We start from the raw sequence: 16,661 nt of genomic DNA on the forward strand, positions 1-16,661 counted from the left end.
TGTAGCATCTATGAGGTAATGAATTCATACCATTTTTGCAGACTGTACTCATAGGTTGGCATAACCGTATTCCACACTGCAACATGACTAAATCTATCTTCGTAGCTTCCCCCTGTACGTTGGCTCCCTTTTTGTACACTAATTCGGCCATCAGTTCCTGCCAGGGGCTCTCGGGCGGGTAACCCTTTATACCAATAATCCCATTCGGCTTGGCTTAAGTGAGCGGCAGAACGTTGCGGGTTAGAAATATAATAGCCCTGCCGGGCGATAAATGCGCCAGGCCAACCTGATAGCCACCAGTTCATATAGTCGTATGCTGCATCTTTGTTTCGCCCATTCACCGCTGAAGATAAACACATTACTCCGTGCCAGCCTCGATAACCTTCTTTTGGGGCAGCAAAGCGCACGGGAAGGTGTTGGCTATTGAGGGCGGATACCGCAGGGGAAAACATGCTCTCAATATTAACGCGCTTGCTCTGCATAAACTGCACAGATTCAGGCACTGATGTCCAAAAGCCGCTGAAGTGATTTAACTGAGACAGCTCGATAAGCACAGTAAATAAGTCGTCTAATTCGATTTTGGTCATGGCGCCAATATCATTGAAGGTTACGTAGCCTTTTGCTTCAGCTGCAAGGGCTAAATCAAATAACCCTATGGTAGGGTCATTCACAATGGCGACTTTTCCTGAGTTTCGGCTATCTAACAACCAGCCCCAGCTTTCAGGCTGACTTTTGAGGCCCTCTGGTAGAGTGTTAAGGTTGTAACCAAACGAATCCACATTGTGCACATAGGGAAGAAAGCTAATGTGGTCGGTATGGTTCACACCCAGTTTGCCATCCTCTTGGATGTGTAAAATTTTATGCGGCGCGTCACCGGCACCCATTTGGGCGTTGGGGGTTATTTTTCCGGTTTTCGTTAGCGAGTTTATTTCCTCCCAATAGGTTAGCTTCTTTTTCTCAATCGGCTGGATGGCTTTCGAACGCCATAGTACATTAATACTGTTCGACCACTGCTCATATAAATCAAAGGAATGGGGGGCCATTGACGCTTTTTGCAATACGGCGGCACTACCTCCCGGTTGAAACGCGATATTGATGCCTAAATCGGCCATGGCCTGTTGGCGAATCTCTTCTTGTAAGGTAACGTGAGTGCCGAGCACTCTGATGGTAGGGGGTGGCTTACCAATAGCAAATGGCGTCACGCCAGCGGTTACCCCAAATGCAGCCGAGCCCTTTAAAAAACTTCTTCGATTTTGCGTAGGGGAAATGGAATGCGGTGATTTCCCTGTCATAGACATTATCCAGCATTGATACTCTATGACTAATTTTGGCACCCTTTTCTTATCTTACCAACTTATTTTGTTAATGCTTTGTTGTTGGGCGTAATTTTTATCAGCAAGCCTTCGTATTGCTGGGAACTTGGGTAATGACTTCTACTCGGTTTCTGCCTCCACGCTTAGCGGTATACAACGCGTTGTCAGCCATATCCGGTAGCTCACGGGCTGTCATGTTCTGTAACATTTGCGCGCAGTAAGCGCCTACACTGACAGTAAATTGCTTTTCTTTGAGCTCAGCATAACGTAAAGGTAACGCTTCTACTTTTTCTCGTAATCGCTCTACTACGCAGTTTACATCGTGCTCCTTGGGTACCACCATACAGAAACCAAATTCTTCGCCCCCCAGTCGACCGATACCGTCCTCTTGTCTGAAAAAGGTTTTTAGGAGGTTAGCGAATATAACTAACACGTCATCACCAAATCCGTGACCGTAGGTGTCGTTAAGCTGTTTGAAGTGGTCTATGTCGGCAATACCCATCAATAATCCAAATTCGTGTCGATGGGCAAAATGAATGGCTTTGTCTAAGGCGTCGTTAAAGGCTCTTCTATTGAGGATATCAGTAAGGGCATCGAAATAGGCTAGTTTTTCTAGCTTAACGTTAGCATTGCGCAACTCTCGGGTCTGCTCAGTCACGAGTGTTTCTAAGTTTTGCTTTATCAACTTCAATTCTTGGTTGCGGCTATTAAGCTGCTCTGAATGAAATTTAGTTGTGCTAACGTCCCGCTCAACCGACGCAAAATGCGTGACCTCACCGAGTTGGTTTTTCAATGGGAAAATGTTCATTTCCACCATCCAGTATGGCGTGCCGTTTTGTGAATAGTTAATTAAGGTTTCAGTCACCGATTCTTTTGCCAGCAGCGCTTCTCGAATTCGTAACGTTGCTGTTGAATCTGTAAGGGCGCCCTGAAAAATACGTGGCGTTTCACCAATAAGCTCGTCTTGTGTATAGCCACTTACCCGGCATATTGCATCGTTAACATAGATAATCTTTGGCGATAAAGGCCAGAGACATTTTGCGCTTCTGTAACAATGATCATGTCCTGAGCATTTTTCACGATATCTTCAAAAGAAAAATGGGTGAGTTGTTCGGTGACTTCAGTGAAGTAAACCACCACAAATCCAAGCTTTGTATCTGAGTAGGTTTCGGGGTAGGCACTCACTTTTGCCCAACGTACCTGCCCAGTTTGCCTGCAAACGATCCCCACGATTTCTTCGTTGATAGCGGCATTCAAACGAATCACCTTATTTACAGGGAATTCATCTTTGTGTAGCCGTCGATTCTGCCTATCGATGAATTCCCATTGCTCATCTAATCCTGAAGACTTTTTGATGTGCTCTAGGGTCACATTAAGCAAAGAAAGTGCCGCTGGGTTGGCATACCCAACTTGGGTATCCCACGTATGAATAACCACGCCAATTTGGGCGTTATCGAGTAAGTGCAGTAGGTTAACGTTTTTTAAGCTCATCATAAAAGCACACCTATATCATAGCCTGATGACAAGATTACCTAACCGAGGAAATCTTCTTTATTCTTTTACTAGGAGGTGTATATGCATTTAACTTCTCGGCGTTTCTTATAAGGTACGGCTTGTATGGTGATGTTAAACGCGTGCTGTTGCTACTTTAGTATAGTAGAAGAAATGCAAAAAGCTGAACAATGATTGTTCAGCTTTTGGACAGTTTATTTTTACCGGTTCAGTTTAGTGTGTGAGACTTTTTACTTTTCAGGTAAAGCGTGGCAAGCAGTAAGGCCAGAATGCTGAATACACCAGTGCTACCGCCGTGTTCTTCCACAATGACCACAGTATCTTCGTAAATATATTCGTGATTATCACTTTCTAAGCTTAAGTAAGCTAAGTCTGCATCGTCGTAGCTATCGCTATAGGCGAGTAATTCATCACTGTGTGCATCATAAATTTCCACGAGTACATCGTATTCTGAGGGAGGAAAGCCACTTAATAGGGTGCTTTCTATCACAAAGCTGTCTGAAGCATCTTCGCCGTATATATTGAATTCCGAACTCATGTGTATGGCATCATAAAGCCCATCTCTTCCTAAATAGAGCACAGCATACACTCTGGCACTTGAAAAGTAGGTGTCGGCATCAAACTCCACGGTAAAGCCTGAGTAGTAGCCATCGTAATCGATATCGCGGTCGAAGGTCACCCAGCTGTCGTAAATCCAAAACTCACTGGTATACACGTAAGAAGATGGCGAATATGATTGATTGTTGGTGCTGACTAACGCCGTTCGTTGTTTGTGTTTTTCACTTTGTTTCGATGCATCTGCGCTGGTAGAGGCGGCTTGCTCTACATAAGGGGTATCAAACTGAAATTCAGACACAGATACTTTGACGGTCGACGCTGAATTATCTTGCGATGCATGAGCAAAGGGTAGGGAAGCGCCACAAACAATCAGTAGCGCCGCTATCATTTTATAAGTGTGTGTTAGAGCTTTCATCGCTTTTATCCTTTCCTGATGAACAATGACAGGGCCATTGTGTGCAGAAATACATGAATAAAAGCTGAAGCAAGCCTTAACTAACCACAGAATTAATCGTCTAAGAACTCACCCTCACCTTCGTAAGACTCGTCGCCTCGTGGCATAAAGTAAGTGCCCCAGCCGTCGTATTGCACGTCGTGCTTGTCGGCAATCTTCAATAATGCATCAGAATCTGAATCTAGTGTTTCGCGTTCAAGTTCGCGTTCTACAACGGCATCAAAACAGAAAATAGTGCCGCCGTCATCCAGCATAAGCTCTTCAGCATCCGTCACTTCAAAGCCTGCTTTAAAGCAGTCAACGGCTGCTTTCTCAAGCTTATCGAAGTCGTTGCTAGCAAGGTGATGTTCGATGGTATAGGTCGCATCTTTTTGGCTACCATCTTCAAGTAGCGCATCAATGGTTTCTTGATTGAACGCGTACCATTCTTCTTTTTCGTCAAACTGGTTCATATTACTTAGGCCTCGTATTTTTCCGCAAGTTTACTCGCTTTTTTCCAATTCATCGACCCGAGTATTAAGCGCTTCAAACTTTTGTTTCATTTCGCCATTAAAGTAATGCATCCATTCTTTAACGTTTTTTTCGTCGGTCAATGCTTGAGGGGCTGAAATATCGATAAGCACAATACCATTATTCCAACGATTCCATTTAATCTTATTGTGCAGATTACTGGCCGTCACCATCACTACCGGTTCGTTTGTGCTTTTGGCTAAACGAAATGCGCCTTGTTTAAAAGGAAGTATCCCCCGTCCATAACTACGAGTCCCTTCAGGAAAGAGCCATACTGACGTGCGTTTTTTGGCGATCCGATTTGCAGCAATATCTAATGTGTTTCTTGCTCTACCGGAGTTTTTTCTGTCGATCATAATATTGCCTGATAGCCAATAAATCTGACCGAATATAGGTATCCACTTTAAACTCTTTTTGCCAATGGTCACCACACCTGGCATGGCGGCTTTACAAATGGTAATGATGTCATAACTATTTTGGTGGTTAGCGATGTACACGTAGGGCTCTGTTTCGTTCACCTTGTCATTTTTGGTGATGACAATTTTAATCCCCATAATTTTCGCCATTAGGGAGTAAAGTTTGCCGGCGGTATGAACGTTATCTTTGTGAAATGGACGACAAATACATACAACAAGCAGTGCAAGATTAATAAGAAGAAAAGCTAAAAATAACAGGGGAACACGTAATAAAGCGATCAAAACAACTCCTAAATACTGGTGACGCGCGCAGTATAATGTAAGTTTCAGCGTACACTTGTCCGATGAGTGTAGACCCGCTTTCCACTAAAAATATAAAATGTTCACCTTAGTCGGCATTCATTTTTCACGAATTATGATAGATACTCACCTTTAGTATGAGGCAAGTAATCGAATAGCCGCTTACAATAAACAAGATATAGCCAATCTCCATAAACCTGGATTTATTACATGCAGACTTTCGTCCCTGATGAATTAGAAGAAGACATCCTTTCCGACTTAATGGAAGAAATAAACGAGCTCTATGAATCCAGTGAACAAACACTCATTGAATTGGAACTACGTCCCGAAGACAACGAACTGCAACGTGCACTTTTCCGTTCTATACATACGATTAAAGGGGATTTAGGTTTAGTTAATTTCACGCCTATGATCCCGCTTCTGCAACACGTAGAAGACTTACTCGATTACTTACGTAAAGGGCAGGTATCGTACACCAGCACCATGAGTGACTTGGTGTTACTAACCATGGACAGGGTTAAAGCGTTTGTTGAGGCCGTGATGGCAGAAGGTAAAGCTGAGTATGACAATACCTTACACGAGCAATTGGTGTTGGCCATTAGCCGAATTTCGCCGGACAACACTGTTGAGCATGAGAAATTGCTTACCGAAGCGGTATTGCTGCTGAACCCCGCACTTGACGTGGTCACTGATGGTGGTGACCCTGATACGGTTCAGATTAAACCCCCCACGCTGGCGACCACCGGCATTCCCAAAGACATGAGTAGCGAGAAGAAGCTAGATGTGCTGTTCTTTCGCGATTTAATGCAAACCATTGAGAGGCGTTCTAATTACTGGGCAGGAAGAGGCGATAGAATTGCTAAGCTTGCTATGTATATCAACGACATTGCGGGTAACCCCATAGAAGAAGATCAATTGGCGGTAGCAAGCTATGTACACGATTTTGGTATGGCTTTTATGCCATTAAAAATACTGCATAAGGGCGACGCGCTAAGTGAAATTGAATTCAACTTAATGCGGTCACACGTCTACAAGAGTGCGCGATTATTAGAACACCTTGACCAGTGGGACATGGCACGAAAAATAGTTATGCAGCATCATGAGCGCACCGACGGCACAGGCTACCCGCTTGGTTTAAAAGAGGAAGGTATTTGCGAAGGCGCAAAGTTGCTTGCCATTATTGATACCTATGATGCCATGACGCATTCTCGTGCTCACAATGAAGACAATTTGTTGTCGAAGAAAGAAGCTGTTATTGCCATTAACCGTTCGGCAAAAGGTCAATTTAGCATGAAATGGGTCAGGCATTTTAATCAGGGCATGACCAGCTTGTTAACCAAAGGGGCGTAGCCAGAAGGGCTGAGAAGTTGCGGGTGGAACAGGAGCAACGCGAGGCAAAGATGAAAGTGGGCTTACTTCCCACTTTCATTGCGTAAGATAGAGGAAAACTAGCTTATTCCAAGTTCTTTTAGTTTACGTGTCAAGGTGTTTCTGCCCCAGCCAAGTCGTTTGGCTGCATCTTGCTTATGGCCATGAGTATGCTGAAGCGCGCGCTCTAGCATGATTTTTTCAAAGGTTAACATGGCATCATTTAAAATGTTGTAATGCCCGTCTTTAAGTTGTTTGTCAGTCCAACTGGCAAGCAGTTCTGGCCAGTCACCGGCAGCGGAACTGGCTTTCTCAATCGAGCTCTCAGAGTGAATCTCAGGCGGTAAATCGCTAGGCAACACTTCTTGGCCACTGGCCATAACGGTTAGCCAACGGCATACATTCTCAAGCTGGCGTACGTTACCGGGCCAGGGCAATTGCGCCATGAGTTTTTCAGCATCTTTACTCAGCGACTTCGCTTCAACGTCTAGTTCTTTTGCGGCTCTACGCAAAAAATGTCGAGCGAGTAACGGAATATCTTCTCGCCTTTCTGATAATGAGGGTAAGTGCACGCGAATAACATTGAGGCGGTGGAAGAGATCTTCCCTAAACTTGCCTTCGGCGACACGTTGTTCAAGGTTTTGGTGGGTGGCAGCAATAATGCGCACGTCCACTGACACTGACTGATGGCCACCTACGCGGTAAAATTGTCCGTCGGCCAGTACCCGAAGCAATCGCGTTTGCACATCTAAAGGCATATCACCGATTTCATCGAGAAACAGGGTGCCACCATCAGCTTGTTCAAAGCGGCCTTGGCGGGTAGTTTGTGCGCCCGTAAACGCGCCCTTTTCATGACCAAATAACTCAGACTCTACTAAATCAGCAGGAATAGCGGCCATGTTAAGCGCAATAAAAGGGTTGCTTGAACGTGGGCTATGGCGGTGCAATGCGTGAGCGACCAGCTCTTTACCGGTTCCAGACTGGCCGTTAATTAAGACACTAATGGAAGAGCGAGATAATCTACCTATTGCGCGAAACACCTCCTGCATGGCTGGCGCTTCACCAATAATTTCAGTTTGCGATTCATCAGGCACGGCTTGCTGAGTTCTAGATTGTTCTCTAGCATGGGCGAGGGCTCGCTGGGTAAGAGTTACTGCTTCATCAATATCAAAAGGCTTAGGTAAGTACTCAAATGCCCCTTTTTGGTAGGCATTAACCGCGCTGTCTAAATCAGAGTGGGCGGTCATGATAATGACCGGCAACATGGGGTGTGACACGTGCACTTCATTCAACAAGGTCATGCCGTCCATTTGTGGCATACGTATGTCAGATATGATCACTTCCGGCGCTTGACCACTTTGAAGCTGTAGCAAGAGGTCTTGTGGGTTTTCAAAGCTCAAGCACCCAATATTTGCTGCCTGTAAGGCTTTTTGAAGCACCCAACGAATTGAACTGTCATCATCGACAATCCATACAGATTCATTCGTCATTGCCTATCTCCTTACGCTCTATCGGTATATAAATTACAAATTCAGTGTGACCAGGGTGGCTTTCTACATCTATCTTGCCGCCATGGTGATTAATTAGTGTTTGAGAAATGGAAAGCCCAAGCCCGCTGCCATTTTGTTTACTGCTCACCATGGGATAAAACAGGGTGTCTTTAATTTCTGTTGGGATCCCAGGCCCGTTATCTACAATACGCAGTTTCGCAACTAAGGCATGACGTTTTGTTTGAATGGTCATCTGCCTTTCAATTCGGGTTACCAACCTAATTTGTGGGTTGGGTGTTTTGTGCTCTGTGAGTGCCTGAACACTATTGCGTACAATATTCAGCACGGCTTGCTGAATCATATCTGGGTCGATGCGCAGATTGGGAATACTTGGGTCGTAATCTCGAATAATAGTAATCGGTGTGTCGGAGTCTACACGCATGAGTGATCGCACTTTTTCCAACGACTGATGCACATTACACTCTTCGAAACGAGGTAAAGAATTAGGCCCTAACAGCCTATCTACCAAATTTCGTAACCGATCCGACTGTTCTATAATCATGCGAGTAAACTCTTTATGTTCCTCGCTGAGTTCTTTTTCTAATAATTGCGCTGCACCACGAATGCCCCCTAAAGGGTTTTTAATTTCGTGTGCTAAACCCCTGATTAACTCACGTGCTGCATAATGTTGTGCATTTTGTAAGTTTTCTCTGGAAATACGTTTTTGCTGGTCAATTTTTTTAACTTCAAATAACAGATGGGGGCCGTCCTCCATCTGTAGGTTTGTCACCGTCAAGTCAGTCATGACATTGCGGCCGTCACGGAACGTCAAGCGCATTTCATTTTCAGTGAAATCTTCACCTCTACGCATAGCCGCTCTTAGGCGCGTTGTCTCTATAGAGCCTGGCATAAAAAAGTCGCTTAACGGATGACCGATAAGTTGCTTTTTCCCCGTTTCAAACAGGGCTTCACCTGCATGATTGGCGAAGGCAATGTTCAGTTGTTCATCAACCATTACTAATGCCGTATTTAGGCTATTGAGTAAAAGTTGCGTTTCTAACTCGGTAGATTGCATCCGAGTTTGTCTCCTTGCACTTTAATGGTGCATTGTATCACGAGTGGAATATAAGCGTGCAATGTAACACGGTTGTCATATTCGCTATGACCCGCTATGGTGCGGGCGCTGCGCTACAATTGAACCCTAGTTATTGTTTATGAGCACTGATGCTTGATGCAAATACAGCGTTCTTACTTCAGACGATGCAAGAGTCTTGCCCTTATTACCAATGAGAATAACTTGGAACTGATGTGCACCACGGTCGACACCTTTTAGCGCAAATTTGCCCGATGTATTGGTTGCTTTTTCTTTACCATCTAAGAGTAGACGGTAGCGAGGTGCGTAAGGCTTTGAAGGCTGTGTTGCCTCTATAGTGATGTTCCCTGCATTGTTTCGTATGGTTTCTTCATCAGCAGGGGAAAGCAGTTTTACCGAGTACGTTGCTGTTGAGGGAGGCGCTGAAGAAGATAAAGGTTTGGGTGAAGAAGTGAGGTTAGCGGCAGGAACCAGGTTTTGGGTTTGGTTCGCAAATGTTATTTGCTCTGCTTGCGCTTGAGGTTTATCAGTAAACACATAGCTGCCGTCGGCAAGCTTCACTTTGAAGATGCTTTTTTCTTCAGGTACAGTTTGCTGTGCCTGAACTATCTGGCTTGCTTGTGCTGCAAGGCCTAACGAGGCAATGCTTAAAGTGATTGCTAAACATACGCGGTTCACGGGGTTACTCAGTCACGCGATTATAAATACATAATAGAAAAGCTTTGCCAATAAAAAAAGCCCGCAATTGCGGGCTTTTGTATCAGACTTAATACCTAACAGCTTATACGCTGTAGTACATGTCAAACTCAACTGGGTGAGTTGACATATTAAGGGTAGTCACTTCTTCAGACTTAAGATCAATGTATGCATCAATCATGTCGTCTGTCATTACACCGCCTTCCTTAAGGAAGTCACGATCGTTATCTAGTGCTTCAAGCGCCATTTCTAGCGAGCTTGCAACAGTTGGGATTTCTGCTGCTTCTTCTGGAGGAAGGTCATAAAGATCTTTATCCATTGAATCGCCAGGGTGGATCTTGTTCTTAATTCCGTCAAGACCAGCCATAAGCATTGCAGTAAATGCAAGGTACGGGTTAGCTGTTGGGTCAGGGAAACGTACTTCGATACGACGCGCTTTATCGCTAGTTACGTATGGAATACGGATTGACGCAGAACGGTTACGAGCAGAATAAGCAAGCATTACTGGCGCTTCAAACCCTGGTACAAGACGCTTGTACGAGTTAGTTGATGCGTTTGCGAAAGCATTGATAGCACGAGCGTGCTTAATGATACCGCCAATGTAGTAAAGTGCTTCTTCAGAAAGACCTGCGTACTTGTCACCTGCAAAGATGTTTTTACCATCTTTAGCAATAGATTGGTGGCAGTGCATACCAGAGCCATTATCACCTACAAGAGGCTTAGGCATGAAAGTCGCTGTTTGACCGTATGCGTGAGCAACGTTGTGAACAACGTACTTGTAGATTTGAATTTCGTCAGCTTTCTTAACAAGGGTGTTGAATTCGCAAGCGATTTCGTTTTGACCCGCAGTCGCCACTTCGTGGTGATGCGCTTCAATAACTAAGCCCATTTCTTCCATTACCATACACATAGCAGCACGAATGTCGTGGGCAGAATCTACTGGAGGTACTGGGAAGTAACCACCTTTTACGCCTGGACGGTGAGCCATGTTGCCGCCTTCAAACTCTTCACCAGAGTTCCACTTTGCTTCTGCAGAGTCGATTTTGTAGAAAGAACCGGCCATGTCAGTATGGAATTTAACATCATCGAATAAGAAAAATTCTGGCTCAGGACCGAAGAATACAGTATCACCGATACCGGTAGACTTAAGATACTCTTCTGCGCGACGAGCAACTGAACGAGGGTCACGTTCGTAACCTTCCATAGTAGAAGGCTCTACGATGTCACAACGAATATTAACTTGCGTTTCTTCTGCAAAAGGGTCAACTACGCAGCTGTCTGCATCTGGAAGAAGAACCATGTCAGATTCGTTGATGCCTTTCCAACCTGCAATTGAAGAACCGTCGAACATTTTGCCTTCTTCAAAGAATTCATCGTCAACTTGGCTAGCAGGGATTGATACGTGTTGTTCTTTACCTTTAGTATCAGTAAAGCGTAAATCTACAAATTTCGCTTCACTCTCTTTAATAAGTTCTAATGCCTTATCTACTGACATCGTGTCCTCCAGGTTTAATGTAAAAATGCGGAATGATCAGCTTCATTCCAACAGTGCTAAAGTGAAAGCGATTATCATGCCATTTATCGCTATTCCTATTTATACGGCATCGCAGCCGATAAAGTCCTTTCTGTCATTAGATTTTTGCACTTCAATGGTGCATTAAGGCACTGCAAGGGTGCAATGTAAAATTATTGTTGTCAGCTAGCCTAGAGTAAGTCGCCGAGGGTTGCCACTTAAACCTGCATCTTTTTCGCTAACCGTTTTACCATATGCGTTCTTTAACACGTTTTAAAGTACGCCATTCAAAAACATTTACGGTTTGTCGAAAAAAAGAGGCGCAAACGTCGTGGTTTTTCTGTACAATCCGCGCAAATTTCTCTATCTGCATTTTTTGCAACAAATCTAATGCATACTATTTTGGTATGTATCGATTTACACAGGCTCTATTAAGCATGAATACCACTGATATTAGTAAATTGCGTAACATCGCAATCATTGCCCACGTTGACCACGGTAAAACAACATTGGTTGACAAACTGTTACAACAGTCGGGCACCCTTGAATCTCGAGGCGAGCAAGAAGAGCGCGTGATGGACTCGAACGACATCGAGAAAGAACGCGGCATTACCATCTTAGCGAAAAACACTGCAATTAACTGGAATGACTACCGTATCAACATTGTTGATACTCCGGGACACGCCGATTTCGGTGGTGAAGTAGAGCGTGTTATGTCAATGGCTGACTCTGTACTTCTTCTTGTCGACGCACAAGAAGGTCCAATGCCGCAAACCCGTTTTGTTACACAAAAAGCGTTTGCTCAAGGTCTTAAGCCAATTGTTGTTATTAACAAAATCGATAAGCCAGGCGCGCGCCCTGACTGGGTAATGGATCAAGTTTTTGACTTGTTTGATAACCTAGGTGCTACAGATGAACAGCTAGATTTCCAAGTTGTTTACGCTTCAGCGTTAAACGGCTGGGCGTCATTGGATGCCGATGCGCCTACCGATGACATGACACCACTTTTCCAAACTATCGTTGACCAAGTAGCTGCGCCTGACGCAGACGTTAACGGCGGTTTCCAAATGCAGATTTCTCAACTAGATTACAACTCTTATGTAGGCGTAATTGGTGTGGGTCGTGTAAGCCGTGGTTCTGTTAAGCCTAACCAGCAAGTCACGGTGGTCACTGCTGACGGTAAAACACGTAACGGAAAAGTGGGCCTCGTATATGGTTACCTTGGTCTAGAGCGACACGAAGTTGATGCAGCCAATGCGGGTGATATCATTGCTATCACAGGTCTTGGCGAACTGAAAATCTCTGACACGATTTGTGATGTCAATGCGGTTGAAGCACTTCCACCTCTTTCGGTAGATGAGCCAACGGTTACCATGACCTTCCAAGTTAATACTTCACCGTTTGCGGGTAAAGAAGGTAAGTACGTTACGTCTCGTAATATCCTAGAGCGTTTGAACGATGAACTGGTTCACAACGTAGCATTGCGCGTTGAAGAAATGGCCGATCCGGATAAGTTCCGCGTGTCAGGTCGTGGTGAACTTCACTTAGGTATTCTTATTGAGAATATGCGTCGTGAAGGTTACGAGCTTGCGGTATCACGTCCAGAAGTTATCTTGAAAGAAGAAAATGGCGAAACGCAAGAGCCGTATGAAACCTTGACCATCGACTGTGAAGAGCAGCACCAAGGTTCAATTATGGAACAACTTGGTTTACGTAAAGCTGAAATGACTGATATGTCTCCAGATGGCAAAGGTCGTGTACGTATTGACTTCGTTATTCCTAGCCGTGGCCTAATCGGTTTCCAAACTGAATTCATGACAATGACGTCAGGTTCTGGTTTGCTTTATCATACATTCGACCATTACGGCCCGTACAAAGGCGGTATTATTGGTAAGCGTAAGAATGGTGTTCTTATCGCGAATGCGAACGGTAAAGCCCTTACTAACGCATTGTTTAACCTTCAAGAACGTGGTCGTTTATTCATTGGCCATGGTGTAGAAGTATACGAAGGTATGGTGATTGGTATTCATAGCCGTGACAACGACCTAACGGTTAACGCGCTTAAAGGTAAGCAGCTAACTAACGTTCGTGCATCGGGTACTGATGAAGCACAAACACTTGTGCCGCCAATCAAAATGTCTCTCGAGCAAGCGCTTGAATTTATTGATGATGACGAGCTAGTCGAAGTGACGCCTGAGTCTATTCGTATTCGTAAGAAGCTTCTTACTGAAAACGAACGTAAGCGTGCTTCTCGCGCACCTAAGTCGTAAACCATTTTACGCGGTAAAAAGCCAACCTTGAGGTTGGCTTTTTTGATCCTGGCGAAAAATATCGACCAAAGGAGTGTTGGCAAAGGCCATTTCTACTTCTATCATCACCAATATACACACAAGAAGGGCGTTATCCGTGCTATCAATTGCAGTTATAGAAGATGATCTTGTTACGCTCGATCTCATTACCGATGCGCTCGAGAATCGAATAGGGGCGACGGTTTATCCGTTTAGCAGAAGTAAAATTGCCCGTGATTTTTTGCTTCAGCAAACCCCAGACTCCTTGCACTTAATCATTAGCGATCAGGTCATGCCTGAGTACGATGGGTTAAGCTTGCTAAAAACCTGTCACGCGGCTCGTTTACAAATCCCCTTTTTGCTGATTACCGCTGACCCTAACAAAAACGTTGTCATGGAAGCCAGAAAGCTAGGGGTGAATGGTTTTCTGGCTAAACCGCTCAATATGGAAGAATTAACCAGCAAGGCGGTGGAAGTCACGAACGGATAAAAAAGTTCGAATTGATATAAGCAGCGCTAGTTTCCTTACGCCTGAGTTATTACACTAGGGGCTAATTAAATTGGTAATAGGACGCTAGTGTGACTTTTAACTTCGACGACACCCCATCTCGCAAAGAGACATTTTCATTCAAGTGGCAGAAATACAACGGGAAGGATATTATCCCAGCATGGGTCGCCGATACGGAGTTTCGTTGTGCTGAACCCATATTAAATGCCATTTCACGCCATGTAGATCATGGTAACTTAGGCTATATTCTACCTGCCCAACAAACAGACGCGGTGAATGCCGTTGTCCGCTGGCTTGCCGACAAACATGATTGGAAAATTAAGCCTGAATGGCTGGTATGGACCCCAGGTGTGGTACCCGCATTTAATGTTGCATGTAAAGCCTATTGTGAGCCTGGCGATAAGGTGCTAATTCAAACGCCTAACTATCCACCTCTATTAGCTGCGCCTAAAATTAACGATTTGGAGCGAGTGGATATTGGCACGGTGATAGATAATAGCGACTCAGAAAACCCTCGTTATACCATTGATTTTGAAGCATTGGAAAGCCACGCTGCCGATCCTAAATGTAAGTTGTTTATCGTATGTAATCCGATGAACCCTGTGGGCTCTGTATTGACGCAAGACGAGATTGATAGAATTGCAACAATCTGTAATCAACATAATGTTCGCTTGTGCAGTGATGAAATTCATTGCGATCTTATTTTAGAGCCGGGCAAGACACATATCCCCGCAGGCCGAGTAAGCGAACTAGAAAATAACAGCGTTACGCTGATGGCGGCCAGTAAAACCTTTAACGTGGCAGGGCTTGGTACGTCGTTTGCGGTTATTCCAGACGCAGGGTTACGTCGTCAGTTTACGCAAGCTGCAGCGGGTATTATGCCGTGGGTGACCGTGTTAGGTTTAGCTGCCACACAGGCGGCATTTACTGAGTGTGATGACTGGCATCAAGCGCAATTAGCATATTTGAAAGAAAATCGTGACCGCGTATTTGAGGCCGTTAACAGCATTGAGGGGTTATCCATGATAAAGCCTGATGCGACCTTTTTAGCGTGGGTAGACGCTAGTGGCTTGAAGGTGGATAACGTGCTTACTTGGGCTGAGCAAAAAGGGGTGGGGCCATCACCGGGCGCAGATTTCCATCAAGCGGATCACTTTCGCATAAACTACGGCTGCAGTAAGCAAATGCTAGAGGATATTCTTGCGCGCCTTTGCCAATAAATAGTCGGTAATCCTATCAGTGAACGCACCTGCATTTTGCAAGGTGCGTTCATGTTCGTTCATGTAGCCTAGACTCGCCGCCGAAATAGTTAGAAAAACAGCCCCAGCACTTTGTAGCTACCTAGTCCTATCACGGTTGCAACCACGCATCCTCCAGCAATATTACTCAGTGTGGAATTGCGATATTCACCCAAAGCTTCTTTGTTGTTCATTACCATTAATAGAAACAGCGCGATGATAGGAAGCAGTAATCCATTGGTGGCTTGGGCAAACAAAATGGCGGGTAAGGGTTTAAAGCCCATCATGGCAACGCTTACGCCCACCAGGATAATGATTAACCAAACAGCACGAAACGCCTTTCCTTTCATGTTATCAGAGATACTTAAAGCACCACACACAGCATAGGCTGCGGCAAGGGGAGCGGTTATGGCGCTGGTTAAGCCGGCGGCAAATAACCCTAGAGCAAAAAACCATTGGGCTTTATCCCCTAATACGGGCTTAAGTTGCTCAGACATATTAGCGGCGTCCATGGTGATGGCATGGTTAAAAAACGCCATCATCGCGGTTGCCATCACTATAAGGGTAATTAAACCACCCACACTGATTGCCTGTGCCGACTGACGTCTGCAACGCTTAACAGCCTGATCTTTATCTAGGCCTGCGCTAGACTTAGCCACAAGACTTGCATGCAAGAACAAATTATAAGGCACAATCGTCGTGCCAATTAACGCAAGTACGGTGGTAATGACATCGCTATCTAGCCTAGGGGTAAGCAGTTGTGACGCCATGGCGACCACGTCTGGTTTAGCCACAATAAACGTAATAAAAAATACGCCAGCCATGATGAATACTAAAGCGACCAAGACAGATTCTATCCATTGGTAGCGACCGGTCCATAAGAGTAACGCAGCGCAAATTCCTAGGATAAAGGCCCAGGTGCCTGTGCCTAAATTGGCAAAGGCGTTAAGCCCTATAGCCGCCCCGGTTAAATTGCCAGACTCATAAGCTGCATTACCAATACCAATAGCAGAAACAATCAGCGCCACTAAGAGTATTTTTAGGGTGGGGTGAGCAATCTGATCTTTCATCGCATCAGCCAGCCCTTTTTGGGTAGCGACACCTAAGCGCGCTGCCATATCTTGCAGCATTATGGTGGCGAAAACAGAAAAGAGTAATGCCCACACTAAATGAAGACCGAAGTTTGCCCCGGCAAGGCTAGCCGTGGTCACTGTGCCAGGCCCAATAAAGGCAGCTGCGATGATATATCCAGATTTATCTTTTGCCATGTCAACGACTCTTGGTTAAGTTTTGGTATCATGACAATAGGGAGAAGAACACGCAATAGCATTACCTCACCCTATTGTCGTGTGCTTCACTTCGTTAATGATTACCTGTTTGGGTCACCCGTAAAGAAGGGGCGCG

At 44.9% G+C, this 16,661-nt stretch carries 15 protein-coding genes; 4 read left to right on the forward strand and 11 right to left on the reverse strand.

Going from position 1 to position 16,661, the window contains the following annotated elements; all coding sequences use genetic code 11:
* Nucleotides 1–8 precede the first annotated feature (8 nt).
* The 6 genes from IUA53_RS04130 to IUA53_RS04150 form a co-directional block, all read right to left on the reverse strand.
* On the reverse strand, nt 9–1,292 hold the full coding sequence (locus tag IUA53_RS04130) for an ABC transporter substrate-binding protein (protein ID WP_044448493.1): 1,284 nt from the start codon (nt 1,290–1,292) through the stop codon (nt 9–11).
* A 100-nt stretch (nt 1,293–1,392) separates the two neighbouring features.
* Nucleotides 1,393–2,325, reverse strand: a complete 933-nt coding sequence (locus IUA53_RS20255; protein ID WP_332310819.1) for a GGDEF domain-containing protein — start codon at nt 2,323–2,325, stop codon at nt 1,393–1,395.
* Nucleotides 2,292–2,807 carry a PAS domain-containing protein gene (locus IUA53_RS20260; protein WP_231401254.1) on the reverse strand — a complete coding sequence of 172 codons (516 nt, stop codon included), beginning with the start codon at nt 2,805–2,807 and terminating at the stop codon, nt 2,292–2,294. Before IUA53_RS20260 ends, IUA53_RS20255 begins: the two co-directional genes overlap by 34 nt.
* A gap of 226 nt (nt 2,808–3,033) precedes the next feature.
* On the reverse strand, nt 3,034–3,798 hold the full coding sequence (locus IUA53_RS04140) for a choice-of-anchor H family protein (protein WP_044448490.1): 765 nt from the start codon (nt 3,796–3,798) through the stop codon (nt 3,034–3,036).
* A gap of 92 nt (nt 3,799–3,890) precedes the next feature.
* Nucleotides 3,891–4,289 carry a ribonuclease E inhibitor RraB gene (gene rraB, locus IUA53_RS04145; protein ID WP_044057985.1) on the reverse strand — a complete coding sequence of 133 codons (399 nt, stop codon included), beginning with the start codon at nt 4,287–4,289 and terminating at the stop codon, nt 3,891–3,893.
* Nucleotides 4,290–4,319: 30 nt separating this feature from the next.
* Nucleotides 4,320–5,045 carry a 1-acylglycerol-3-phosphate O-acyltransferase gene (locus IUA53_RS04150; RefSeq protein WP_044448488.1) on the reverse strand — a complete coding sequence of 242 codons (726 nt, stop codon included), beginning with the start codon at nt 5,043–5,045 and terminating at the stop codon, nt 4,320–4,322.
* Between the two features lie 228 nt (nt 5,046–5,273).
* On the opposite strand from IUA53_RS04150, the gene IUA53_RS04155 reads away from it, so the two are divergent.
* Nucleotides 5,274–6,413 carry an HD-GYP domain-containing protein gene (locus IUA53_RS04155; protein WP_044057983.1) on the forward strand — a complete coding sequence of 380 codons (1,140 nt, stop codon included), beginning with the start codon at nt 5,274–5,276 and terminating at the stop codon, nt 6,411–6,413.
* A gap of 98 nt (nt 6,414–6,511) precedes the next feature.
* Here IUA53_RS04155 and glnG read toward each other — a convergent pair whose 3' ends face one another.
* The 4 genes from glnG to glnA form a co-directional block, all read right to left on the reverse strand.
* Nucleotides 6,512–7,921, reverse strand: coding sequence for a nitrogen regulation protein NR(I) (glnG, locus tag IUA53_RS04160; RefSeq protein WP_044057982.1), 1,410 nt, complete (start codon nt 7,919–7,921; stop codon nt 6,512–6,514).
* Nucleotides 7,911–8,996, reverse strand: coding sequence for a nitrogen regulation protein NR(II) (glnL, locus tag IUA53_RS04165; protein ID WP_044057981.1), 1,086 nt, complete (start codon nt 8,994–8,996; stop codon nt 7,911–7,913). Before glnL ends, glnG begins: the two co-directional genes overlap by 11 nt.
* A gap of 126 nt (nt 8,997–9,122) precedes the next feature.
* On the reverse strand, nt 9,123–9,692 hold the full coding sequence (locus IUA53_RS04170; protein ID WP_052806711.1) for a hypothetical protein: 570 nt from the start codon (nt 9,690–9,692) through the stop codon (nt 9,123–9,125).
* A gap of 103 nt (nt 9,693–9,795) precedes the next feature.
* Entirely contained in the window at nt 9,796–11,205 is a 1,410-nt protein-coding gene (glnA, locus tag IUA53_RS04175; RefSeq protein WP_044057980.1) for a glutamate--ammonia ligase, read from the reverse strand.
* A 455-nt stretch (nt 11,206–11,660) separates the two neighbouring features.
* Here glnA and typA point away from each other — a divergent pair, with 455 nt between their 5' ends.
* The 3 genes from typA to IUA53_RS04190 all read left to right on the forward strand — a co-directional run bounded on the left by typA (nt 11,661) and on the right by IUA53_RS04190 (nt 15,239).
* On the forward strand, nt 11,661–13,493 hold the full coding sequence (typA, locus tag IUA53_RS04180) for a translational GTPase TypA (protein ID WP_044057979.1): 1,833 nt from the start codon (nt 11,661–11,663) through the stop codon (nt 13,491–13,493).
* A 136-nt stretch (nt 13,494–13,629) separates the two neighbouring features.
* Nucleotides 13,630–14,001 carry a response regulator gene (locus IUA53_RS04185; protein ID WP_044057978.1) on the forward strand — a complete coding sequence of 124 codons (372 nt, stop codon included), beginning with the start codon at nt 13,630–13,632 and terminating at the stop codon, nt 13,999–14,001.
* Nucleotides 14,002–14,090: 89 nt separating this feature from the next.
* Entirely contained in the window at nt 14,091–15,239 is a 1,149-nt protein-coding gene (locus tag IUA53_RS04190; protein ID WP_196898484.1) for a MalY/PatB family protein, read from the forward strand.
* Nucleotides 15,240–15,328: 89 nt separating this feature from the next.
* Here IUA53_RS04190 and IUA53_RS04195 read toward each other — a convergent pair whose 3' ends face one another.
* Nucleotides 15,329–16,525 (reverse strand): Nramp family divalent metal transporter, encoded by a 1,197-nt coding sequence (locus tag IUA53_RS04195; protein WP_044448486.1) that lies wholly within the window; start codon nt 16,523–16,525, stop codon nt 15,329–15,331.
* Between the last annotated feature and the right edge of the window lie 136 nt (nt 16,526–16,661).

It is taken from the genome of Alteromonas sp. B31-7, assembly GCF_015767655.1.
GTDB classification, from domain to species: Bacteria; Pseudomonadota; Gammaproteobacteria; order Enterobacterales; family Alteromonadaceae; genus Alteromonas; species Alteromonas australica.